Genomic DNA, 21,701 nt, shown 5'->3' with positions numbered 1-21,701 from the left:
ACGACCTTCCGCTACGAACTTCCGCTACGACCTTCCGCGCAGCCTCGGCAGGGTGAGGAAGCCCTCCGCCTGCGCGCTCGCCAGGCCGATGCGGGGGATGTCGCTGGTCTTGGCGAACAGCAGGAAGCGGGGCTCCCACACCGGGCGGTACTTGGCGTTGGCGCGGTACAGGGACTCGATCTGCCACCAGCGGGAGAAGAAGGTGAGGATCGAGCGCCACAGCCGCAGCACCGGGCCGGCGCCGAGGCGGGCGCCGCGCTCGAAGACCGAGCGGAACATCGCGAAGTTGAGGGAGACCCGCTCGACACCCAAGTCCTTCGCCTGGAGGAGGAGTTCGACCACCATGTACTCCATCAGGCCGTTCTCGCTGTTGCGGTCGCGGCGCATCAGGTCCAGGGAGAGGCCGCGCTCGCCCCACGGGACGAAGCTGAGCACGGCGCGCGGTTCGCCGTCCCCGTCCAGGCACTCCAGCATCACGCAGCGGCCGTCCGAGGGGTCGCCGAGCCGGCCGAGGGCCATGGAGAAGCCGCGTTCGGTGGCTCCGTCGCGCCAGCTGTCGGCGCGGTCGACGAGAAGGGCCATCTCCTCCTCGGGGATGTCCTCGTGGCGCCGGACGCGGACGGTGTAGCCGGCCCGCTTGACCCGGTTGTGGGCCTGGCGGACCACACGCATGGCGCGGCCCTCCAGGGTGAAGTCGGCGATCTCCACGATCGCCTCGTCGCCGAGTTCGAGGGCGTCCAGACCGTGCCGGGCGTAGACCGTCCCGGCCTCCTCGCCGGCGCCCATGACCGCCGGGATCCAGGCGTGCCGGCGGGCCTCCGCGAGCCAGGCCTCGATCGCGCCGGGCCAGGCCTCGGGGTCGCCGAGCGGGTCGCCGGAGGCGAGGGAGACGGCGCCGACGACGCGGTAGGTGATCGCCGCCTTGCCGGTGGGGGAGAAGATGACGGCCTTGTCGCGGCGGAGCGCGAAGTAGCCGAGGGAGTCACGGGCGCCGTGCTTGTCGAGCAGGGCGCGCAGCTTCTCCTCGTCCTCCGGGGTGAGCAGCCGGCGGCCGCGCGGGGAGCGGAAGCAGGCGTACAGGGCGAGGCAGAACAGGCCGGCGAGCAGCAGGTTGATGACGATGTCGACCCAGCGAGGGGCGTGCACGGAGTCGACCCGGTCGGCGAGCGGGCCGACGCTGATGCCGCGCAGCAGGGTGTAGGCCAGCTCCTCGTACAGGGAGGCGCCCGGCAGCTTGTTGGTGGCGTGCACCAGCAGGGTGCCGAGTCCGCCGGTCACCACGGAACCGCCGACGCCGACGGCCAGCGCCAGCTTGATGTTGGAGGGGTCGCCGACGGCGTTGAACTCGCGCCGGCCGATCAGCAGCGCGAGCACGAAGAGGCCGGTGAGAGCGGTGGAGACCCAGTTGAAGGCGTGGTCGCGGAACGGGTGCTGGGTGAGCGCGAGGACGTAGAGCACGAACAGGGGCGCGGCCAGCAGCAGGTTGACCACCCAGGCGGCGCGCTTGCCGCGCCGCATCACCAGCGCCAGGAAGATCGCCGCCGCGGCCGAGGCCAGGCCCGCGGTGGCCAGGTAGGGGGTGAAGAACTGGCCGGTGTGGTGGGTGTGCGCGTGGACGTGCCGGGCGGTGAAGAGGGTGCCGTCGTTGTGTTCCTGCACTTCCTTGCGGAACGGCAGCGAGATCACGGCGACGATGTTGAACAGGGCGATCAGCCGCAGGTACCACACAGTGGCCGAGGCCGCCGCCGCGCGCAGCCGGGGGCTGGGCGTGGGCAGCGGGAACTCGCGGCGCTGACCGCGTTGAGCGGGAACGTGCGGGGACGGCAGGGTCGACTGCTGTGCGGGCATGGTGACTGGTCACCTTGGAGAAAAGGGATGGGGACGGAAGGAGAGTACCGGCAGCGGCTCTTACCCGGTCCTTCCCGAGTCATGTCATCCCATATGTGATATCAGCCGGTCCGGTCGGCGTCGCGGCGGGCCGTCGCCAGACACCAGGCCAGATTGCCCGCGGCGGCGCCGGCCGCCACCGCGGCGACGATCACCCCGCCGGTGGCGAGCCCGTCGCTGAACAGGTGCGGGCGCCGGGCGAGGCTGTGCAGACCGAAGCCGCACAGCTCGTACACGCCGACCGCGGCGACGAGCAGACTGCCGACCAGCAGGGCCAGCGTCGGCGCCAGCCCGCGTACGTGCGTGGCCGGCGCCGGGCTCGTTTCCGTTTCCGTGTCCTGCATCGTGTCCCCCGTTGAACAGACGTCTGACCGTTGGCGGTTGGGAAAACTACCCTACGGAGGGCGGGGGGAGGCCGCCGCGCACGGCGCGCTGGCGGCGGCGGTGCGGCGGGAAGGCGGTCACCCGGCCGATCACGGAGTTCGGGGCGGCGGGCCCGGCGGACCGGCGCCGGCCGGACTGACATCCGTGCCGGAGGGTCTGCTTGTCGGCCTCCTGAACGGCCTCCTGAACGGCCGTCCGGACGGCCTCACCCGAGGCAGTTGAAGCGTGGCGAACCAGGCGGAGCCCGCGATCCACCGGCCGATGACAAGACCCGACACGATGACCACGAAGACCGCGATGAGCCAGGACAGGAAGGTGAAGACCGGCCCCAGCGGGCCGAACTCCTCGAGGCTGCGCTGCATGGCCGTGGGCATCAGCAGCCCGCCGAACCTGCTCAGCGCCCCACTCCCCAGCCCTGCCAGCAGCGCCCCCGGCGCCAGCTCGCGCCAGCCGATCCGGCCGCCCAGCAGCAGATGCTGCGTCCACCACCACAGCAGGACCGAGGACAGCAGGGACAGCACCAGCCCCACGACCACGCCGGTGCCGAACCCGCTGCGCAGCGGAGCCTGGAAGAGCAGGACGCCGACCCAGACGACCAGCCAGACGATCCAGCGCCAGGCCGCCGCCCCCACCGGGGCCCGGGGCAGCGACCAGCAGCGTTCGCACACCGCCTGAAGGGCGCGGGTGAAGGCGGTGGCCGAGAGGAGCGCGAACAGCACACCCAGCGCTCCCACGGTCTGCCGTGGTGTACCGGTGGCCTGGAAGGTGTGCTGTACCTCCGCCAGCGTGTCCCCGCGTACCCCCAGGAGGGCCGACAGCGAGTCCATCATCAGGTCCTGCACACCGCGCGGGGCGAAGGCCGCGACCGTCATCAGCAGCGGCAGGACCGCGAGGAACGACTGGGCCGCCAGCCGCATCGCGCCCTCCACGACGTTGACCGCCGACAGCACCGGCAGCAGCCGGCCGACGTCCACCGTCCGCCCCCACGCCGTGACCCGTCGCCTCGCCCGGCCCCGGTACGCGGACGCCGCTCTGCCGCCCCGGCGGGCGGCGACCGGCGGCGTGCGCGTGCCGCCGTCCCGCCGGTCGGAGGTTCGGGCCCGGTGTGCGGACCGGGACCACGCGAAAGTCATGGCTCCTCCTCGCGTGACACGGCCGGCCATCGGACCGCCGACGCGACGCGGCGGCACCCGCACACCACCAGCCTTCCGCGCACCGCACACCCCCGGGTCACCCGTGACGGGTGATCCGCGCAGGGCGCCATGGCTATGGGGTGTACGGGTAGCCGCACCGACCCCGGACAGGTATCGCCCCCATGACTGACCCAGCCCCCACCCACCCGGACGGAACCCCCTCACGCCGAGACGAGGCGCCTCCGCGGCCGGGCGGGGCGGGTCCGGGACGGGGCGAGACGGATCCGCGGCCGGAGGGGGCGGGGTCGGGGCGGGGCGAGACGGATCCGCGGCCGGGCGGGGCGGGGTCGGGGCGGGGTGAGACGGATCCGCGGCCGGGCGGGGCGGGGCCGGGGCCGGACGTGGTGGCAGAGCGGCGAGCCGAGACGGATCCGCGGCCGGAGGGGGCGGGGTCGGGGCGGGGCGAGCGGGGTCTGCGGCCGGGCGATGCGGCTTCCCTGCCGGGCGATGCGGCTCCCCTGCCGGAGGAGGGGGCTTCCCGGCCGGAGGGGGCGGGGCCGGGGCGGGGCGAGCGGGGTCTGCGGCCGGGCGATGCGGCTTCCCCGCCCGACGCGGCAGGTTCGCGCCCGACCGGGGCGGCTCCCCAGCCGGGCGGGGCGGGTCCGGGGGCGGCCGGGGCGGCTCCCCAGCCGGGCGGGGCGGGTCCGGGGGCGGCCGGGGCGGCTTCCCTGTCGGGCGGGGCGGGGCCGGGGCCGGACGTGGTGGCAGAGCGGCGAGCCGAGACGGATCCGCGGCCGGAGGGGGCGGGGCCGGGCCCGGGGCGGGGGTCTGGGCGGCGGGCCGGGGTGGTGTCGCTTGTGCGGGCCTGTGCGTTCGCGGCCGTGCTCGTCACCGGGTACTACCTGCTGCCCCTGGACCGGCCCCGTACCAGCGGTGCCGCCCTGGTCCTCCTGGTCGGCCTGCTGGCCGCGGCCGGCATCTTCGCCTGGGAGGTGCGGACGATCGTCCGCTCGCCGTATCCGCGGCCCAGGGCCGTCGAGGCCCTGATCGTCACGGTGGCGCTGTATCTGGTCTCCTTCGCCAGCGGCTACTACCTGCTGGAGCAGTCCGAGCCCGGCTCCTTCAGCGAGGGGCTGACCAGGACCGACGCCCTCTACTTCACCCTGACCACCTTCTCCACCGTCGGATACGGCGACATCACCGCCCGGTCGCAGGCCGGACGGATGATGACCATGGTCCAGATGACCGGCGGCCTCGTCCTCGTCGGCGTCGCCGCGCGGATCCTCGCCCATGCCGTGGAGACCGGACTGACGCGCCGGAGCGGGCAGCGCCAGGAGCCCGGCGAGGCCCGGGACGACAGCGAGAGGTGAGCCATGACGGCACCGATGTCCCCGACCGCCCGACTGTCCCCGGCGGAGAGGGCGGCGTACGGCAGGAACGCCCGCAAGCGTGCCCCGAGGTCCTGCCACGGCCGGTTCGAGCCGGCCCAGGACCGGCCCGACCCGGTCGCGGTGCTGGAGGAGCAGGGATCCACCCGCCTGCCGGAGCTGGTCCCGGTCCGGTACGGCCGGATGCTCGCCTCTCCGTTCAGCTTCTACCGCGGAGCCGCGGCCGTCATGGCGGCCGACCTCGCACCGCTGCCCGGCACCGGGCTGACGGTACAGCTGTGCGGGGACGCCCATCTGCTGAACTTCGGCCTGCTGGCCTCGCCCGAGCGGCATCTGGTCTTCGACATCAACGACTTCGACGAGACCCTCGCCGGCCCCTTCGAATGGGACGTCAAACGCCTGGCCGCCAGCCTCGTGGTGGCCGCCCGCGCCAACGGGTTCTCCGCGCGGGACCAGGACCGTACCGTCCGGGAGTGCGTGCGGACGTACCGCACCCGGATGCGCGCCTTCGCCGGCATGCGCACCCTGGACGTCTGGTACGCCCAGGACGACGCCGACCGGATGCGCGAACTGCTGGCCTCGTCGATGACCGGAAGAGCCAGGCGGCGGACCGCCGCGGCCACGGCACGCGCCAGGACTCGCACCCATCTGGAGGCCTTCGCCCGCCTCACCCGGCTGACCGCCGAGGGCCGGCGAATCGCGCCGGACCCCCCGCTCGTCACCCCGCTCCGGGACCTCACGACGGGCGCCGGCCCGGAGGAGCTGCTCCGGACCGTCCTGGAGGGGTACGCGGACAGCCTCTCCTCCGAGCGCCGGTATCTCCTGGGCCGCTACCGGCTGGTGGACATGGCCCGCAAGGTCGTCGGTGTGGGCAGCGTCGGCACCCGCTGCTGGATCCTGCTGCTGCTCGGCAAGGACGACGGCGACCCCCTGCTGCTCCAGGCCAAGGAGGCGCAGGAGTCGGTGCTGGCCGCGTACACGGGTGACCACCACCACGACAACCAGGGCCGGCGGGTGGTGGAGGGGCAGCGGCTGATCCAGGCGGCCAGTGACATCTTCCTGGGCTGGACGCGCGTGGCCGGCCTCGACGGACGCGACCGGGACTTCTACGTCCGCCAGCTGCGCGACTGGAAGGGCACCGCACGGCCCGAGACCATGGACCCCGGCCTGCTGCGTCTGTACGGGCACCTGTGCGGGGCCAGTCTGGCGCGGGCCCACGCCCGCTCCGGCGACCCCGTCGTCCTCGCCGCCTACCTGGGCGGCAGCGACCGCTTCGACCGCGCCCTGACCGGATTCGCGCAGGCGTACGCCGACCAGAACGAGCGGGACCACAAGGCGCTGCGCGCGGCCGTCCGCAAGGGCGGGATCCGGGCGGCCACCGGCTGAACCCGCCCCCTCAGTGGGTGACGGCCAGCTTGAAGCCGACGATCAGCAGGCCGAGGACCAGGTTGACCACCGCCGTGAGCGCGGTCAGCCGCCAGGACCCGCCCGACCGCCGTGCCGCGGCCACCGACCAGCCCACCTGCCCGGCCACGGCCACGGAGACGGCCAGCCACATGGTGCCGGGCAGGTCCAGGCCCAGCAGCGGGCTGACGGCCACGGCCACGGCCGGCGGCACGGCCGCCTTGAGGATCGGCCATTCGTCCCGGCACACGTGCCAGATCGCCCGGCGGTGGAGCGGATGCATGGCCAGCCGGGCACCGAACAACTGGGCGTGCACATGGGCCACCCAGAAGACCACACCGGTGACCAGCAGCAGCACGACCAGCTCCAGCCGGGGCCAGGGCCCTAGCGTGCCGGCGCCGATCACGACCGAGGCGGCGAGCAGGGAGCCGTAGACACCGCCGGTGTAGTCCGTCCGGGCCCGCTGTTCGGCCGTACGCTCCTGACGGGCGGACTCCACCAGGTCTCGTCTGCGCGCTGTCACGGCGATCACCGCCCCCTGTACGGGATGACACCCGCCAGCATGACAAGCCCGCCGCGTGCGCACACCCTGGAGACAGAAGGCGTCTTCGGACACCTCTTCGGACACCAGGGAAAGCGGGGCCGCAGCATGTGCCGCTGGATTGCCTACTCGGGTTCCCCCATCGCTCTCGGCCAGGTCCTGTTCCAGCCGAAACACTCCCTGATCGACCAGAGCCTGCACTCCCGCATGGGGGTGGAGACGACCAACGGCGACGGTTTCGGCGTCGGCTGGTACACGCCCGACGCGGACACCCCGGCGGTGCTGCGGGACGTCGGCCCGGCGTGGAACAACCGCAACCTCCAGGAGATCGCCCAGCACGTCCGCTCGGGTCTCTTCTTCGCCCACATCAGGGCCTCGACCGGTACGGCGGTGCAGCAGACCAACTGCCACCCGTTCCGCCACGGACGCTGGCTGTGGATGCACAACGGCATGATCAATGAGCATCACCGGATCCGGCGGGACCTCGCCCTCGCCGTCGATCCGCTGCTCTACCCCGACATCGAGGGCTCCACCGACTCCGAGCTGATGTTCTTCCTCGCCCTCACCTTCGGCCTTGAGGAGGATCCGCCCGGCGCGGTCGCCCGGATGGCCGGCCTGGTCGAGGAGACGGCACGCGCCCACGACATCCCCCACCCCCTCCAGATGACCGTCGCGGTCTCCGACGGCGAACGCCTCTGGGCCTTCCGCCACTCCAGCGAGAACCGCTCCCGCTCCCTGTACGTCAGCGCCGAGGTGGCGTCCCTGCGCGCACTCCACCCGGACGCCGCCTTCCTCTGGGACGTCTCCGACGACACCCGCCTCGTCGTCTCGGAACCCCTGGGCGACCTCCCGGGCGCCTGGAAGGAGTTCCCGGAGAACAGCTACGGCGTCGTCCAGCCGGGCGAGGACGTCATCAGGCCGTTCAGCCCGTCACCGGCGCCGGTGTGACGCGGCGCGGACATGAGGTAGGCGAGTACGGCGAGCACACGGCGGTTGTCGTCGTCGGAGGGGGCGAGCCCCAGCTTGGCGAAGATGCCGGTGCTGTGTTTGGACACGGCCTTGTCGCTGATGAAGAGCCGGCTGGCGATGGCGCTGTTGGAGCGTCCCTCGGCCATGAGTTCCAGCACTTGACGTTCCCGTTCGGTGAGCCGGGAGAGGGGTTCGCGTGCGCCACGGCCGCGGCGGCCGAGCAGCTTGGTGACCACTTCGGGGTCCATGACCGTGCCGCCCGCGGCGACCGTACGGATCACGTCGACGAACTGGTCGTCGCTGAACACCCGGTCCTTGAGCAGATAGCCGACCCCGCCTGCCTGGTCGGCGAGCAGTTCCTGGGCGTAGATCTGCTCGACGTACTGGGAGAGCAGCAGGATCGGCAGCCCGGGTATCCGCTCCCGGGCGGCGAGTGCCGCACGGAGCCCGTCGTCGGTGTGGGTGGGCGGCAGCCTGATGTCCACGATCGCGAGGTCCGGCCGGTGCTCCAGCAGCGCGTCGAGCAGGCCCGGAGCGCTGTCGGTGGCCGCCACGATCTCGAAGCCACGCGCCGTGAGGAGCCTGACCAGCCCTTCACGGAGCAGGAAGAGATCCTCCGCGACGACTACGCGCACGGCACCTCCATGGCCACGATCGTCGGTCCCCCGGGCGGGCTGCTGACTGCCAGGATGCCGTCGAAGGCCGCCAGCCGTCGCTCCACCCCGGCCAGCCCGGTGCCCCGGGCGGGTTCCGCGCCGCCGACCCCGTCATCGACGACCTCGATGCGCAGCAACCCTTCCGTCCGGGCCATCCGGATCACGAGACCGCGCGCGGAGGCGTGCCGGACGGCGTTGGTGACCACTTCGGCGACGGCGAAGTAGCAGGCCGACTCCAGCGGGGCGGAGAGCCGTTCGGGCAGGTCGATCTCGGTCTCGCAGGGCAGGGGCAGGTCCAGTGAGAGCGCCCGGACCGCCTCCCCCAGGCCCCGGTCGGCCAGCATCGGCGGGTGCATTCCCCTGATCAGGCCGCGCAGTTCCGCCAGTGCGGTGGTCGACGCGACACGGGCCTCCACGACGAGCGCGGCGGCCTCGTGCGGCGCGTGGTGGATCAGCGCCTCGGCGACCCGGAGGTTCATTCCGATGGCGACCAGCCGTCCCTGCGCGCCGTCGTGCAGGTCCCGCTCGATCCTGCGCAGCTCCGCGGCCGCGGAACTGAGCGCGTCGGCCCGGGTCGCGGTCAGCTCCCGCACCCGCCGGGCCAGCGCCGGGTCGGGCCCCCTGCCGAACAGCCGGCCGGCATCCGCCAGCACGGTTCGGGGCAGCAGCCAGAGCCCGAGGGCCAGCAGTACCGCGCCCTGGATACCGCCGAGGACCGACGCATGGTGGGCGATCACCAGGGGGAGGTCCGGCGCCGGCCCGGTCGGCCTGCCCACCTTCGTGACGACCACGAGGTGTTGTCCGAACCCGCTCTGGGCGACGTCGTACGCCCCGATCCCCACCAGACCCAGGACGGCCAGGTTCGCGGCCGCCCGGGGCCACCGCACCAGCCCGGCCACGACGGCCACCAGCAGCGCCAGGCCCGCCAGATAACCCACCACCGCCGGCCCCGCCCCGGTGCCCGGCGGCGCGAACCGCCACAGATCGAAACCGAGCAGGTCACCGATCATCACCACGACGGCGGGCAGCAGCAGTGCCCAGCGCGCGGACCTCGACGCATCCGCTCCGACCAGACACGCGGGCCCCCCGTTCGCCGGCCGGCGCAGCGCCGCACCGGCGAGCGCGGCGAGCACTGGCACGCTCACACAGCCCACCAGGACATTCAGCAGGTCGCGCCCGTAGCCGACAGAGGAATGCGTGAGCCAGTACGTCCCTTCCAGCACTTCGCCGGTTGCCGCCGCGACCCCGGGCAGCAACCACCGCCCGGGCACATCCGTCGCGGCGGGCAGCGCGGTGGCCAGCAGACCGGCCGCGAGCAGCGCCGCCGGGAGCAGCCCGTCGGGTTGCAGATCCGGCACGGTGACGACATAGCCGTTCGATCCGGCGGAGTTGTGCAGGGCGAACACCAGGGCCGGCACACTCCCGTACGCGGCCGTCCCCACCAACCCCGCCACGACCCGCCAGCCGACCCGCCCACCCGGCCGCGCGACCCGCCCCGACCGGTCCCGCGCCTGCTCCGCCCTGACGGCCAGCACCGCACAGACCGCGGTCAACCCCACGAGCACCCCCGCGGGCCACGGCACCCCACCCACCGGAATCGGCCACATACCGGCCCCCCGTCTCCTCACCCAGGCCACACGCTGTGACCTGCACGCCATGCTGCTGCGAGGAACGTGGCACGCGCCATGGACCGACACCTACTCCGGGGGTAGGCAAACCCCTACCCGGGCGGGGGAGCCCCCTCAAAACCGGCTGGGGACCGGACAAGGTTCCGTCGGCAGGATCACATAGGTGGTCGGTTCACCGACGGGCTGCGCGACATGCCAGCCCGCCTGTTGCAGCAGAACAAGCATGATTTGGACGTCCGTGCTGTCCGGGACGTTGCTCAATCGGACCGGGCGACCGAAGGCCGCCGCAGCGGCGAGAAGCGGCAGAGCGGCGTTCTTGGAGCCGTCGACGCTCACGGTGCCGGCGAGCGGCGGTCCAGGGCGTACGGCGATCACCTCGGCGGCCACGCTGGGGACGTGGGTGGTCGTCATCCTCAACTCCTCTGGAGGGGAGGGAAACAGGAGAATTCCTGGCTGGGTGTGCTGGTCAGGTCGATTTCGGCCCAGCAGCGCTTGCCGGTCTCGGTCGGTTCGGCGTGGTACCGGTCGGCGAGAGCGGCGACGAGGAACAGGCCCCGGCCGCCCTCGCTGTCCGCGTCGGGCAGAGCCGGCTGGGGCAGTACCGGGCTCGTGTCGCAGACCTCGATCCGCAGGACGGCCTCGTCGAGACAGACCGCGAGCGAGACGGATCCGGTGCCGGCGTACTGGACCGCGTTGGTGACGAGTTCGCTGACCAGCAGTTCGGCCGTGTGCACCACCTCGGTGCCCAGCCCCGCGTCCCAGCCCGCTATCGCGGCCACGGCCTGGTGCCGAGCCGTGGTCGCTGCGACAGGCGTCGCGGGCAAAGAAAGAGCGAGCTGGTGCGCGTCCATGAGTGGCCTTCCGAGGTTGGTGGGGCCACACCAAGCAACCAGCCCGTCGCCGTGAGTGGCGAGCGTTGGCACGGGCGCTGCATGAGTTATGCGGGAGCTGCATCACCGCCAACTACGGCTGATTTATGCTCGATTGAGCAGGCAGGATCAGCGACGGCGGAAGGAGCCGTGGCAGATGGCCGACGCGCATGGAGGAGCGAGACGGAATCGGAGAACGGATCCGTCGCGCACGGGTGTTACAGCGGCGTTCACAGCACGACGTGGCCGCAGCGCTCGGGTATCACCAGTCCAAGGTGAGCCGTCTGGAGAGCGGTCGCGGCACGGAGGACATCCGTGTACTACGCGCCATCACGCAGGAACTGAGCATTCCACCTGATGAGTTGGGCCTCGCCCCAGCTCCGGACGTCTCCGCCGCCGATCAAGAAGCTGACGACATGCACCGCCGCACGTTTCTTGCCGTGAGCATCGCAGCGCTCGCTGCCCCGGCCGGCTCTTCGGCCTCGCACACCGCCCTCGTCCAGGCACTTCTGCCCGGCCCCGGGCCTGTGGGTACCGGTGGCCCCCAGGACACGGCCGCCCTGTACGAACGCGTCGGATCAGCACTCAGGCTCTTCCACACCTGTCACTACACGGAGCTGGAGCGCATCCTCCCGAGCCTGATCGCCGACCTGCGGGTGGCCGCCGACGATTCGACGGACAGGGACATGGTGTCCCGACTCCTGGCCACGGCGTACCAGACGACGACGAGTCTGCTGCTCAAGCGGCACGACCAGGGCAATGCCTGGCTTGCCGTCGGCCGGGCGATGGCCGAGGCCGAGCGCTCGGGGGATCCTGTGGTCCTCGCCTCCAGCGTCCGTGTCCAGGCCCACGTCCTGGTCCGAGAGAAGCACGCCACAGAGGCCGTCACGCTGGTCCGGCACACCGCGGACCAGCTCACCGGCTCCTACGACCGGCGTTCACCGAAGTACCTCGCTGCCATCGGACTGCTGCTCCTGCGCGGTGTGACCGCGGCCAGCAGCCGCGGTGACCGCGCGGCCACGAAGGAATTCCTCACCGAGGCGAAAGAAGTCTCGCGGTACGTCACTCTCGACCGGCCCGACGCCTGGGCCACCTTCAGCCCGACCAATGTTGCCCTGCACGAGCTGAGCGCTTTGGTGGCCTTCGGCGACGCCGGTCTCGCCCTTCAGGCGGCCCGGCACCTCATGCGCCGGCACATCCCGGTCCCCGAGCGCCGGGCCGCACTGTGGGTGGAGGCGGCCCGCGCCTACAGCCAGCAGGGTCGCCTGGCCGACGGCTACCAGGCCCTGAGGATCGCCGAGACCTGCGCCGCCCAGGACATCCGCCGCCCCGACGTCCGCAACCTGGTCGCCGACATGGCCGCCCGCGACCGCCGACGTACTCTGCCGGAACTGCACCGCTTCAGCCGTCAACTGGGAGTCCCCGCGTGACCGAACCGACCGCTCCGGACAAGAAGCCCTTCCTGTACGTCGTCGTGTGCGCGGCAGGCGTGGCCCGTGACGTCGGCAAGCTGATCACAGCCGCCCAGGAGGCGAACTGGGATGTCGGCGTCGTCGCCACACCGCAGGGATGTGGCTTCATCGACGCTACGGCGATCGAAGCACAGACCGGTTACCCGATCCGCTCCGCCTGGCGTTCACCGGGAGATCCGCGCCCACTGCCGCCCGCGGACGCAATCGCCGTCGCCCCGGCCACCTTCAACACGATCAACAAGTGGGCCGCCGGGATCTCCGACACCCTCGCCCTGGGCATCCTGTGCGAGGCGTACGGCATGGGCATCCCGACGGCGGCCCTGCCGTACCTGAACTCCGCGCAGGCTGCCCACCCCGCCTACCAGCAGAGCCTGGACCGGCTGCGGGGGATGGGTGTCCTGATCGGCTCCTGCGAACCGCATCGGCCGAGGGCCGGCGGTGCGGCGGACCGCTTCCGCTGGGAGGAGGCCCTGGAACTGCTGGAACCCATGGTCAGCACGATGCGGTGAGGGGTCGTTCTTCACCGGCCCCGTAGAGGCACGGGTCAGGGCGGAGCCGGAAAGCTCCGCCCGCCGGCAGAGAAACCCCACCTCACGGCCAGACCAGGCAATACGCCTGATGCCCCGCCTCATGCAGCCGATGGCTGAAGTCCTGCCATTCGTGGAGCAACTGGTACACGTTGAACGCGTCCCGCGGCCCTCCGCGGTCCGGGACCGTGGACCAGATGAAGGCCGCCGCGCCGACCGCCTCCTCGCCGATGCCGCGCAGCGGGTCGACGACCGTCATGGGGAGCTTGACGACCGCGTAGTCGGGGTGCAGGACGACCAGTTCCAGCGGCGGCACCTTGTGCAGGGGGACGCCTTCGATGCCGGTCAGCACCATCGCGGCCACCGTCTCCGGCTTGATCCTGGTGAACATGCCGTTCATGCCCAGCTCGTCGCCGCCGAGCTCCTCGGGCCGCATCGAGATGGGGACGCGGGCCGCGGTCGCTCCGTCCGGCGCGCCGAAGTATTTGTACGTCACCCCCACCCGACCACCATTCCTGCTCCCTGCCCGAAGGCGGTCGGCCCGCCGGTCGTGCCGCTCGGGCTCACCCGGTACACCCTGTGTCTGACGTGTTTCGGTCGCTTCCTCCGCGTCGCGCCGGTGCCTTCCCCGCCGGGCACGCCGAGGACCCAGGTCATCAGTCCCCTCGCCCAGTCCGCCACCGCGATGCATATCTCCACCCGACTGCTTTTCTAGGACGCGTGGCCCCCGCCGCGCAACCCGATCATCGTGTCAGTGACCTCCCCCACGGCCGCCCGCCGAAACGTGCGGTGGAACAACAGTCCGCGGAGCGATGCCCGGCCCTGAGCATCCCCTGATCATTACGTGCGTGAGAGCTGTGTGTATCAGGTCTCAGTCTCGCAGATGGCGGATGACGGTGCCGCGTTCCCGAGGCGGGCCGTCGTGCCGGACGGGGCGCGGCCTACCCTGAGGGGGTCACCACGCAACCGGAGTCCGAGAAGCCGGAGAAGCCGCACGTCATGAGTGCACTGAGCGAAACGCCCTATCCCTACGACGCGCCGGTGTCCCAGGCGCTCTTCGACCGCGCCTCCGAAGTCACCCCGGGCGGGGTGAACTCCCCGGTGCGCGCCTTCCGCGCCGTCGGCGGTACGCCCCGGTTCATGGTGTCCGGCAAGGGTCCGTACCTGACCGACGCCGACGGCCGTGAGTACGTCGACCTCGTCTGCTCCTGGGGACCGATGATCCTCGGGCACGCGCACCCGGAGGTCATCGCCGCCGTACAGGAGGCCGTCGCGCGCGGTACGTCCTTCGGCACGCCCGGTGAGGGCGAGGTCGCGCTCGCCGAGGAGATCGTCGCCCGGGTGGCGCCGGTCGAGCAGGTGCGGCTTGTGAGCAGCGGCACCGAGGCGACCATGTCGGCCATCCGGCTGGCCCGCGGGTTCACCCGGCGGAGCAAAGTGATCAAGTTCGCCGGGTGCTACCACGGGCATGTGGACTCGCTGCTCGCCGCGGCCGGGTCCGGGGTCGCCACCTTCGCGCTGCCCGACACGCCCGGTGTCACCGGTGCGCAGGCCGGGGACACGATCGTGCTGCCGTACAACGATCTGGAGGCGGTGCAGGAGGCGTTCCACCGGCACCCGGGGGAGATCGCCTGTGTGATCACCGAGGCCTCGCCGGGCAACATGGGCGTCGTGCCGCCGGACCCCGGGTTCAACCAGGGGCTGAAGGACGCCTGCCACAAGAACGGCGCCCTCTACATCTCCGACGAGGTCATGACCGGCTTCCGTACCAGCCGCGCCGGCTGGTACGGGGTGGACGGGGTCACGCCGGACCTGATGACCTTCGGCAAGGTCATGGGCGGCGGGTTCCCCGCGGCCGCGTTCGGCGGGCGGGCCGATGTGATGGGCCACCTCGCTCCGGCCGGGCCCGTCTACCAGGCGGGGACGCTGTCCGGGAACCCGATCGCGACCGCCGCGGGCCTCGCCCAGCTGCGGCTCCTCGACGACGCCGCGTACGACACGGTGAACGCCGTGTCGCAGCAGATCCAGGGCCTGGTCACCGAGGCGCTGAGCAAGGAGGGCGTCGCCCACCGGCTCCAGACCGCCTCCAACATGTTCTCGGTGTTCTTCACCGACCGGCAGGTGCGCGACTACGAGGACGCCAAGCGGCAGGAGTCGTTCCGCTTCACCGCGTTCTTCCACTCGCTGCTGTCGAACGGCGTCTATCTGCCGCCGTCGTCCTTCGAGTCCTGGTTCGTGTCCACGGCCCACGACGAGCGGGCCATCCAGAAGATCGCCGACGCCCTTCCGGCGGCGGCCCGGGCGGCTGCGGAGGCCACCGCATGAGCAGCAGGGACAAGGACGTCACCGTCGTCCATCTGATGCGGCACGGCGAGGTGGAGAACCCGACCGGGATCCTGTACGGGCGGCTGCCCGGCTACCACCTCTCCGAGCTGGGCCGGCAGATGGCCGAGCGGGTCGCCGAGCACCTCGCCCCCCGGGACATCACCCATGTCTGCGCCTCCCCGCTGGAGCGGGCGCAGGAGACCGCCACCCCGATCGCCAAGGCGCACGGGCTGGACCTGGCCACCGACGAGCGGCTGATCGAGGCCGACAACGTCTTCCAGGGCAAGACCTTCGGGGTGGGCGACGGCGCGCTGCGCAAGCCGGGCAACTGGCAGCACCTGGTCAACCCGTTCAAGCCGTCCTGGGGCGAGCCGTACGTCGACCAGGTGGTGCGGATGATGGGCGCGCTGAACGCGGCCAAGGACCAGGCGCGCGGCCACGAGGCGGTGCTGGTCAGCCATCAGCTGCCGATCTGGATCGTGCGCTCGTACGTCGAGCGGCGCCGGCTGTGGCACGACCCGCGCAAGCGGCAGTGCACCCTCGCGTCCCTGACGTCGTTCACCTACCTCGGCGACAAGATCGTGTCCGTCGGCTACAGCGAGCCGGCGATCGATCTGGTCCCGGAGCATCTGCGGGCCGGCGCCAAGCCGCAGAAGGGCAAGGGCACCGCACAGGGCAAGGCCTTCGGCGCCTAGAAGCGCCGGGAGCCGCCAAGAAGCGCCGGGAGTCGCCCAGAAGCGCCGAGACGCCGGGTGCCGCCGCGAAGCGCTTAGAGCGCTTTTGCCGGTTCCGTTACGAAAAACATAAGAATCATGGGAACCTCCCCGATCGTCACGTCCTCTCCCTGGGTGACACCAGCAGGCGTGACGAATCGGGGATTTCCATGCGCACCTTCTCCCGGCCCCTTTCCAGGAGGGGAATGCTCGGCCTCGGCGCGGGAGCCGCGGCCGCCGCCTCCCTCGCCGGCTGCGGGAGCCTCAAGTCCTCGGACGGCGGCGGGCACTCCGGCGGTTCCGGCAAGGACGGCTCCGGCAAGGACGGCACGGACGGTGCGCGTCCGGCCAAGCTCATCGGCGACGGCTCCACCTCCTTCACCGGCAAGCAGCCGCACCAGCCGGCCAAGCCGGAGCCGCTGGAGCCGGGGCAGATGCCGCCGCAGTTCGTCATCTTCTCCTGGGACGGCGCCGGCGAGGTCGGCAACGGCCTCTTCCCGCGCTTCCTGGACCTCGCCAAGCAGCACGGGGCGAGCATGACCTTCTTCCTCTCGGGGCTGTATCTGCTGCCCGAGTCGAAGAAGCGGATGTACGCGCCCCCGAACAACCCGCGCGGCGCCTCCGCCATCGGCTATCTCACCGACGAGCACATCAAGTCCACGCTGGCCAACGTGCGCCGGGCCTGGCTGGAGGGCCACGAGATCGGCACCCACTTCAACGGGCACTTCTGCGGCGAGACGCACGGCTCGGTCAAGTGGTGGACCCCGCAGCAGTGGAAGAGCGAGATCCAGCAGGCCACGTCCTTCGTCAAGGAGTGGAAGACCAACACCGGCTGGCACGACCTGCCCGCACTGCCCTTCGACTACGACAAGGAGCTGGTCGGCGGCCGTACGCCGTGTCTGCTCGGCCAGGACAACCTGCTGCCCACCGCCCGCGAGCTGGGCTGGCGGTACGACGCCTCCTCGCCCGGCGGCCGGCAGGTGTGGCCGGTGAAGCGGCAGGGGATATGGGACCTGCCGCTCCAGCAGGTGCCGTTCCCGGGGCGCAGCTTCGAGGTCCTGTCGATGGACTACAACATGCTCGCCAACCAGTCCCTGAACACCACGAAGGCGCCCTCCTACAACTACCCGGGCTGGCGCAAGCAGTCCGCGGGGGCGTACATCGCCGGCTTCGAGCGGGCATACAAGACAAACCGGGCGCCGTTCTTCATCGGCAACCACTTCGAGCAGTGGAACGGCGGCATCTACATGGACTCCGTCGAGGAGGCCTTCAAGCACATCGCGCGCGAGAAGGAGAAGGGCGCCGACGTCCGGATGGTGTCCTTCCGGCAGTTCGTGGACTGGATGGACGTCCAGAAGCCCGAGGTGCTCGCCAAGCTCCGCACGCTGGAGGTCGGACAGCAGCCGGCCGGGGGCTGGAAGACCTTCCTCGCTTAGCCCAGTGAGCCGCCCGCGCCCCGCCCCCTGCCGGAAATGTCCCGTGTAAATACGCCCTGAAATGCGGTTTTCCGCCCGGCAGGGGGGTGCGCGAGAGTCCTGGAACGGCCATGCGAAACTTTTCACATGAAAACCCGTAGCCGCGCCGTCCTGCTCAGCGCCGTGGCCGCCGTCGCGGCCCTGACCGTGTCCGCGTGCGGCAGCGGCACCTCGGGCGGAGGCGGCAACACCAACTTCATCACCGGCAACAACGGCATCGACACCGTCCCGCAGGGCAAGCGGGTCGCCGCCCCCGACCTGTCCGGCCGGACGATCGACGGCAAGCGCCTCGACATCGCCGACTACAAGGGCCGGATCGTCGTCGTCAACTTCTGGGGCTCCTGGTGCGGGCCGTGCCGGGAGGAGGCCCAGTACCTCGCCAAGGTCTCCGAGCAGTACAAGGACAAGGGCGTGCAGTTCGTCGGCGTCAACACCCGGGACACCAGCACCACCCCCGCGGTCGCCTTCGAGAAGGAACACAAGATCGGCTTCCCGAGCCTGTACGACCCGAGCGGAAAGCTGATGCTGCGCTTCGAGAAGGGCACGCTCAACCCGCAGCTGATCCCCTCCACGCTGATCATCGACCGGCACGGGAAGCTCGCCGCGCGGGCCCTGGAGGCGCTCGACGACACCGCCCTGCTGAAGATGCTCAAGCCGGTCCTGGCGGAGAAGTGACGTGAGCGCACTCGTCACCCTGGCCGTCGGCCAGAACCAGACCGTGCTCCACGGCGCCCTGCTGGTCGCCGCGCCGATCGCGCTCCTCGGCGGACTCGTCTCCTTCTTCTCGCCCTGCGTGCTGCCGCTCGTCCCCGGCTACCTCTCCTACGTCACCGGGGTCGCCGGCACCGACCTGGGCGAGGCCCGGCGCGGACGGATGGTCGCCGGGGCCTCCCTGTTCGTACTCGGCTTCAGCGCCGTGTTCATCTCCACCGGAGCGCTGTTCGGCTCCTTCGGCTGGACCCTCCAGCAGCACAAGGACGTCCTGTCCAAGGTGCTCGGCGTCTTCATGATCCTCATGGGCGTCTTCTTCATGGGGCTGATGCCCTGGTTCACCCAGCGCGAGTTCCGCTTCCACAAGCGGCCGGCCACCGGCCTGGTGGGCGCGCCGATCGTCGGAGCGCTGTTCGGTATCGGCTGGACCCCCTGCCTCGGCCCGACGCTGTCCTCGGTGAACATCCTCGCCATGAGCGAGTCCAGCGCCGCGCGCGGCGCCCTGCTGATGGTCGTCTACTGCCTCGGACTGGGCCTGCCCTTCGTGCTCGCCGCCGTCGCCTTCCGCAAGGCGCTCGGCGCCTTCGCCTGGGTCAAGCGCCACTATGTCTGGGTGATGCGCATCGGCGGGACCATGATGATCGTGACCGGTGCGCTGCTGCTGACCGGCGCCTGGGACAGCCTCGTACAGCAGATGCAGACCTGGTCCGGCGGCTTCGATGTGGGGATCTGACCGATGAGCAAGACCGAAACCGACACCGCCCGCGACCAGGAGGACCTCGGCGCGGCCGGCTCCCAGCTGTCCACCGCGCCGACGGAGGAGCTGTCCACCCCGCCCGGCCTCGGCGTCATCGGCTGGGTCCGCTGGTTCTGGCGGCAGCTGACCTCCATGCGGGTGGCGCTGCTGCTGCTCCTGCTGCTGTCGCTGGCCGCGATCCCCGGCTCGCTGATCCCGCAGTCCGGCGCCGACCTCAACAAGGTCGACGACTTCCGCAAGGCGCACAAGACGCTCGCGCCCGTCTACGACAAGCTCGGCCTGTTCCACGTCTACAGCTCGGTGTGGTTCTCCGCGATCTACATCCTGCTGTTCGTCTCCCTCATCGGCTGCATCGTCCCCCGCACCTGGCAGTTCGTCGGCCAGCTGCGCGGCCGTCCGCCGGGCGCGCCCAAGCGGCTGAACCGGCTGCCCGCCTACACGACCTGGCGGACGACGGCCGATCCGGAGCAGGTCCGCGAGGCCGCGCTCGCCCTGCTGAAGAAGCGCCGCTTCCGCGCCCATGCGGCCGGGGACGCGGTCGCCGCCGAGAAGGGCTATCTGCGCGAGCTGGGCAACCTGGTCTTCCACCTCGCCCTGATCGTGATGCTGATCGCCTTCGCCTGGGGCCAGCTGTACAAGTCCGACGGGACGAAGCTGGTCGTCGAGGGCGGCGGCTTCGCCAACTCGCTCGCGCAGTACGACGACTTCAAGTCCGGCAGCCTGTTCCGCAACGACGACCTGGTGCCGTTCAGCTTCGACCTGAAGGACTTCACCGGCACCTACGAGGTCTCCGGCCCGAACCGGGGCACCCCGCGCACCTTCGAGGCGAAGCTCGACTACAGCGTGGGCGCCTTCGGCAAGCAGAAGTCGACCACCGTCCAGGTCAACAAGCCGCTGCACATCGGCGACTCCAAGGTCTACCTGGTCAGCCACGGCTACGCGCCGGTCATCACGGTCCGCGACGGCAAGGGCAAGCAGGTCTTCCACGACGCCGTGCCGCTGCTGCCGCTGGACGGAAACGTCACCTCCAACGGCGTGGTGAAGGTGATGGACGGCTACAAGAACCCCCAGGGCAAGACCGAGCAGCTCGGCTTCCAGGCCTTCTTCGTGCCGACCTTCGACCCGAAGAGCGGCACCATGCTCTCCCAGTTCCCGGCGCTGGTGAACCCGCTGCTCGCGGTGAACGCCTACCACGGTGACCTGGGTGTGGACGCGGGCACCCCGCAGAGCGTGTACCAGCTGGACAAGACGCACATGAAGGCGTTCAAGGACAGCAAGGGCCAGCTGCTGAAGAAGCTCCTCCAGCCGGGTGACACGCTGACGCTGCCGAACGGCGCCGGGTCCATCACCTTCGAGAAGGACGTCAAGGAGTGGGCCGGCTTCGAGATCGTCCAGGAGCCGGGCAGCGGCTGGGCGCTCGGCGCCGCGATCGCGGCGATCTTCGGCCTGGCGGGCTCCCTGTTCATCCAGCGCCGCCGGGTGTGGGTGCGGGCGGTGCGCGGTGCCGACGGCGTGACCGTCGTCGAGATGGCCGGGCTCGGCCGCAGCGAGTCCGCCAAGGTCCCCGAGGAGCTGGGCGACCTCGCCGGGATCCTGTACGACCGGGCGCCCGGGGCCCCCGACGATTCCGGCTCCGCACCCGACGACGACCCGGACGAAGCCTCCGGCGCCTTTGCCACCTCCACCGAATCTCCCGTCGTACCTGCCGAAGGGTCTGAGAAGTGACTCTCGCCGCCGCAACCAACGAACATCTCGCGAGCATCAGCAACACGCTGATCTACTCGTCGATGGCCGTCTACACGCTGGCATTCTTCGCGTACATCGCCGAATGGCTCTTCGGCAGCCGCAGCAAGGTCGCGCGGACGGCCGCCGCGCTGACCGCGGACGCGGCACCCGCCAAGGCCGCCAAGGGCCCGGCCGTCACCGTCCAGCAGGCCGGCGGCACGGCCGTGCTGGAGCGGCCGAAGGTCGTGGTCCGCTCGGCGTCCGGCGCGCGTGACGTGCCGGACGGTCCCGGCGCGCACGGCGGCGACGCCCAGGGCGACCTCTACGGCCGGATCGCGGTCTCCCTCACGGTCCTCTCGTTCCTGGTCGAGCTGGGCGGCGTGATCGCCCGCGCGGCCTCGGTGCAGCGGGCGCCGTGGGGCAACATGTACGAGTTCAACATCACCTTCTCCACGGTCGCCGTCGGCGTGTACCTCGGGCTGCTGGCGCTGAAGAAGAACGTGCGCTGGCTCGGCCTGTTCCTGATCACCACGGTCCTGCTGGACCTGGGCCTCGCGGTCACCGTCCTCTACACGGCCAGCGACCAGCTCGTCCCGGCCCTGCACTCGTACTGGCTGTACATCCACGTCTCCACCGCGATCTTCTGCGGTGCGGTGTTCTACGTCGGCGCGGTGGCCACGATCCTGTACCTGTTCAAGGACGCGTACGAGACCAAGCTCGCCGGGGGCGGCAAGCCCGGCGCCTTCGCCACCTCGGTGCTGGAGCGGCTGCCCTCCTCCGCCTCGCTGGACAAGTTCGCCTACCGGGTCAACGCGGCCGTCTTCCCGCTGTGGACGTTCACGATCATCGCGGGCGCGATCTGGGCGGGCGACGCCTGGGGCCGGTACTGGAACTGGGACCCGAAGGAGACCTGGTCCTTCATCACCTGGGTCGCCTACGCCTGCTACCTGCACGCCCGCGCCACGGCCGGCTGGAAGGGCCGCAAGGCCGCCTATCTGGCGATGCTCGCCTTCGGCTGCTGGCTGTTCAACTACTACGGCGTGAACATCTTCGTCACCGGAAAGCACTCGTACGCGGGCGTGTGACCCCCGTGCCGCTCCGGCTGCGCGGGCGGCCGGGGCGAAGGGTGCCCACACT

Annotated in this window: 20 protein-coding genes and 1 pseudogene; 12 read left to right on the top strand and 9 right to left on the bottom strand. The window is 71.2% G+C overall.

Translation table 11 applies throughout. The annotated features are described in order from the left end of the window. Nucleotides 1-24 precede the first annotated feature (24 nt). The 3 genes from ACZ5CZ_RS13160 to ACZ5CZ_RS13150 form a co-directional block, all read right to left on the bottom strand. Nucleotides 25-1,848 carry a phosphatidylglycerol lysyltransferase domain-containing protein gene (locus tag ACZ5CZ_RS13160; RefSeq protein WP_385841907.1) on the bottom strand — a complete coding sequence of 608 codons (1,824 nt, stop codon included), beginning with the start codon at nt 1,846-1,848 and terminating at the stop codon, nt 25-27. A gap of 101 nt (nt 1,849-1,949) precedes the next feature. Next, nucleotides 1,950-2,231, bottom strand: coding sequence for a hypothetical protein (locus ACZ5CZ_RS13155; RefSeq protein WP_385841906.1), 282 nt, complete (start codon nt 2,229-2,231; stop codon nt 1,950-1,952). 129 nt (nt 2,232-2,360) lie between these two features. After that, a complete protein-coding gene (locus tag ACZ5CZ_RS13150) occupies nt 2,361-3,404 on the bottom strand; it encodes a YhjD/YihY/BrkB family envelope integrity protein (protein WP_468942252.1) in 1,044 nt (347 codons plus the stop codon). Nucleotides 3,405-4,261: 857 nt separating this feature from the next. Between ACZ5CZ_RS13150 and ACZ5CZ_RS13145 the strand changes: the two genes are divergently transcribed. Both ACZ5CZ_RS13145 and ACZ5CZ_RS13140 read left to right on the top strand, forming a co-directional pair. Beyond that, nucleotides 4,262-4,774 (top strand): potassium channel family protein, encoded by a 513-nt coding sequence (locus tag ACZ5CZ_RS13145; RefSeq protein ID WP_468942250.1) that lies wholly within the window; start codon nt 4,262-4,264, stop codon nt 4,772-4,774. Nucleotides 4,775-4,777: 3 nt separating this feature from the next. Continuing rightward, nucleotides 4,778-6,178: a DUF2252 domain-containing protein gene (locus ACZ5CZ_RS13140; protein ID WP_468942247.1), complete on the top strand. Its 1,401-nt coding sequence runs from the start codon at nt 4,778-4,780 to the stop codon at nt 6,176-6,178. A 10-nt stretch (nt 6,179-6,188) separates the two neighbouring features. On the opposite strand, the gene ACZ5CZ_RS13135 is transcribed toward ACZ5CZ_RS13140, so the two are convergent. Further along, entirely contained in the window at nt 6,189-6,719 is a 531-nt protein-coding gene (locus ACZ5CZ_RS13135; RefSeq protein ID WP_450791918.1) for a hypothetical protein, read from the bottom strand. Between the two features lie 126 nt (nt 6,720-6,845). Between ACZ5CZ_RS13135 and ACZ5CZ_RS13130 the strand changes: the two genes are divergently transcribed. After that, nucleotides 6,846-7,685, top strand: coding sequence for a class II glutamine amidotransferase (locus ACZ5CZ_RS13130; protein WP_468942631.1), 840 nt, complete (start codon nt 6,846-6,848; stop codon nt 7,683-7,685). Here the strand turns inward: ACZ5CZ_RS13130 and ACZ5CZ_RS13125 are convergent. From ACZ5CZ_RS13125 to ACZ5CZ_RS13110, 4 genes and pseudogenes are all read right to left on the bottom strand, one after another. Then, nucleotides 7,619-8,341 carry a LuxR C-terminal-related transcriptional regulator gene (locus ACZ5CZ_RS13125; RefSeq protein WP_468942243.1) on the bottom strand — a complete coding sequence of 241 codons (723 nt, stop codon included), beginning with the start codon at nt 8,339-8,341 and terminating at the stop codon, nt 7,619-7,621. The two genes, ACZ5CZ_RS13130 and ACZ5CZ_RS13125, sit on opposite strands and share 67 nt — an antisense overlap. Next, complete coding sequence (locus ACZ5CZ_RS13120; RefSeq protein WP_468942241.1) at nt 8,332-9,915, bottom strand: sensor histidine kinase; 1,584 nt, start codon at nt 9,913-9,915, stop codon at nt 8,332-8,334. The genes ACZ5CZ_RS13125 and ACZ5CZ_RS13120 overlap by 10 nt, the downstream gene beginning before the upstream one ends. A 216-nt stretch (nt 9,916-10,131) precedes the next feature. After that, a pseudogene (locus ACZ5CZ_RS13115) lies at nt 10,132-10,401 on the bottom strand (UDP-N-acetylglucosamine 1-carboxyvinyltransferase); the annotation flags it as partial. A gap of 2 nt (nt 10,402-10,403) precedes the next feature. Beyond that, nucleotides 10,404-10,841 (bottom strand): ATP-binding protein, encoded by a 438-nt coding sequence (locus ACZ5CZ_RS13110; protein ID WP_385841899.1) that lies wholly within the window; start codon nt 10,839-10,841, stop codon nt 10,404-10,406. 188 nt (nt 10,842-11,029) lie between these two features. On the opposite strand from ACZ5CZ_RS13110, the gene ACZ5CZ_RS13105 reads away from it, so the two are divergent. Both ACZ5CZ_RS13105 and ACZ5CZ_RS13100 read left to right on the top strand, forming a co-directional pair. After that, nucleotides 11,030-12,289 carry a helix-turn-helix domain-containing protein gene (locus tag ACZ5CZ_RS13105; RefSeq protein ID WP_468942238.1) on the top strand — a complete coding sequence of 420 codons (1,260 nt, stop codon included), beginning with the start codon at nt 11,030-11,032 and terminating at the stop codon, nt 12,287-12,289. Continuing rightward, the gene (locus ACZ5CZ_RS13100) at nt 12,286-12,840 is read left to right on the top strand and encodes a flavoprotein (RefSeq protein ID WP_385841896.1); all 555 of its coding nucleotides are present in this window, start codon (nt 12,286-12,288) and stop codon (nt 12,838-12,840) included. Before ACZ5CZ_RS13105 ends, ACZ5CZ_RS13100 begins: the two co-directional genes overlap by 4 nt. 82 nt (nt 12,841-12,922) lie before the next feature. Here the strand turns inward: ACZ5CZ_RS13100 and ACZ5CZ_RS13095 are convergent, their stop codons facing one another. Next, nucleotides 12,923-13,360 (bottom strand): hypothetical protein, encoded by a 438-nt coding sequence (locus ACZ5CZ_RS13095; protein WP_385841895.1) that lies wholly within the window; start codon nt 13,358-13,360, stop codon nt 12,923-12,925. A 506-nt stretch (nt 13,361-13,866) separates the two neighbouring features. On the opposite strand from ACZ5CZ_RS13095, the gene hemL reads away from it, so the two are divergent. The 7 genes from hemL to ccsB all read left to right on the top strand — a co-directional run bounded on the left by hemL (nt 13,867) and on the right by ccsB (nt 21,649). Then, the gene (gene hemL / locus ACZ5CZ_RS13090) at nt 13,867-15,183 is read left to right on the top strand and encodes a glutamate-1-semialdehyde 2,1-aminomutase (RefSeq protein ID WP_385842200.1); all 1,317 of its coding nucleotides are present in this window, start codon (nt 13,867-13,869) and stop codon (nt 15,181-15,183) included. Next, nucleotides 15,180-15,878 carry a histidine phosphatase family protein gene (locus ACZ5CZ_RS13085; RefSeq protein WP_450791912.1) on the top strand — a complete coding sequence of 233 codons (699 nt, stop codon included), beginning with the start codon at nt 15,180-15,182 and terminating at the stop codon, nt 15,876-15,878. The genes hemL and ACZ5CZ_RS13085 overlap by 4 nt, the downstream gene beginning before the upstream one ends. Nucleotides 15,879-16,066: 188 nt before the next feature. Then, complete coding sequence (locus ACZ5CZ_RS13080) at nt 16,067-17,332, top strand: polysaccharide deacetylase family protein (RefSeq protein ID WP_385841893.1); 1,266 nt, start codon at nt 16,067-16,069, stop codon at nt 17,330-17,332. Between the two features lie 126 nt (nt 17,333-17,458). Next, nucleotides 17,459-18,046: a TlpA family protein disulfide reductase gene (locus ACZ5CZ_RS13075; protein WP_468942232.1), complete on the top strand. Its 588-nt coding sequence runs from the start codon at nt 17,459-17,461 to the stop codon at nt 18,044-18,046. Between the two features lies 1 nt (nt 18,047). Continuing rightward, nucleotides 18,048-18,815, top strand: coding sequence for a cytochrome c biogenesis CcdA family protein (locus tag ACZ5CZ_RS13070; RefSeq protein WP_385841890.1), 768 nt, complete (start codon nt 18,048-18,050; stop codon nt 18,813-18,815). A gap of 3 nt (nt 18,816-18,818) precedes the next feature. Beyond that, nucleotides 18,819-20,564: a cytochrome c biogenesis protein ResB gene (gene resB / locus ACZ5CZ_RS13065; protein WP_468942228.1), complete on the top strand. Its 1,746-nt coding sequence runs from the start codon at nt 18,819-18,821 to the stop codon at nt 20,562-20,564. Then, on the top strand, nt 20,561-21,649 hold the full coding sequence (ccsB, locus tag ACZ5CZ_RS13060) for a c-type cytochrome biogenesis protein CcsB (RefSeq protein WP_468942226.1): 1,089 nt from the start codon (nt 20,561-20,563) through the stop codon (nt 21,647-21,649). Before resB ends, ccsB begins: the two co-directional genes overlap by 4 nt. The last annotated feature ends 52 nt before the right edge of the window (nt 21,650-21,701 follow it).

The organism is Streptomyces sp. NPDC031418 (assembly GCF_055581605.1).
The sequence above is the reverse complement of the archived record's forward strand: the minus strand, read 5'-3'. Positions and strand labels throughout refer to the sequence as shown.

Bases quoted from the DNA above. Each gene is read 5' to 3' on its own strand.
- ACZ5CZ_RS13075 (WP_468942232.1), top strand. From the start codon at position 17,459: ATGAAAACCCGTAGCCGCGCCGTCCTGCTCAGCGCCGTGGCCGCCGTC.
- ACZ5CZ_RS13080 (WP_385841893.1), top strand. From the start codon at position 16,067: ATGCGCACCTTCTCCCGGCCCCTTTCCAGGAGGGGAATGCTCGGCCTC.
- ACZ5CZ_RS13150 (WP_468942252.1), bottom strand. From the start codon at position 3,404: ATGACTTTCGCGTGGTCCCGGTCCGCACACCGGGCCCGAACCTCCGAC.
- ACZ5CZ_RS13160 (WP_385841907.1), bottom strand. From the start codon at position 1,848: ATGCCCGCACAGCAGTCGACCCTGCCGTCCCCGCACGTTCCCGCTCAA.
- ACZ5CZ_RS13155 (WP_385841906.1), bottom strand. From the start codon at position 2,231: ATGCAGGACACGGAAACGGAAACGAGCCCGGCGCCGGCCACGCACGTA.
- resB (WP_468942228.1), top strand. From the start codon at position 18,819: ATGAGCAAGACCGAAACCGACACCGCCCGCGACCAGGAGGACCTCGGC.
- ACZ5CZ_RS13085 (WP_450791912.1), top strand. From the start codon at position 15,180: ATGAGCAGCAGGGACAAGGACGTCACCGTCGTCCATCTGATGCGGCAC.
- ACZ5CZ_RS13110 (WP_385841899.1), bottom strand. From the start codon at position 10,841: ATGGACGCGCACCAGCTCGCTCTTTCTTTGCCCGCGACGCCTGTCGCA.
- ACZ5CZ_RS13140 (WP_468942247.1), top strand. From the start codon at position 4,778: ATGACGGCACCGATGTCCCCGACCGCCCGACTGTCCCCGGCGGAGAGG.
- ACZ5CZ_RS13105 (WP_468942238.1), top strand. From the start codon at position 11,030: ATGGAGGAGCGAGACGGAATCGGAGAACGGATCCGTCGCGCACGGGTG.
- ACZ5CZ_RS13130 (WP_468942631.1), top strand. From the start codon at position 6,846: ATGTGCCGCTGGATTGCCTACTCGGGTTCCCCCATCGCTCTCGGCCAG.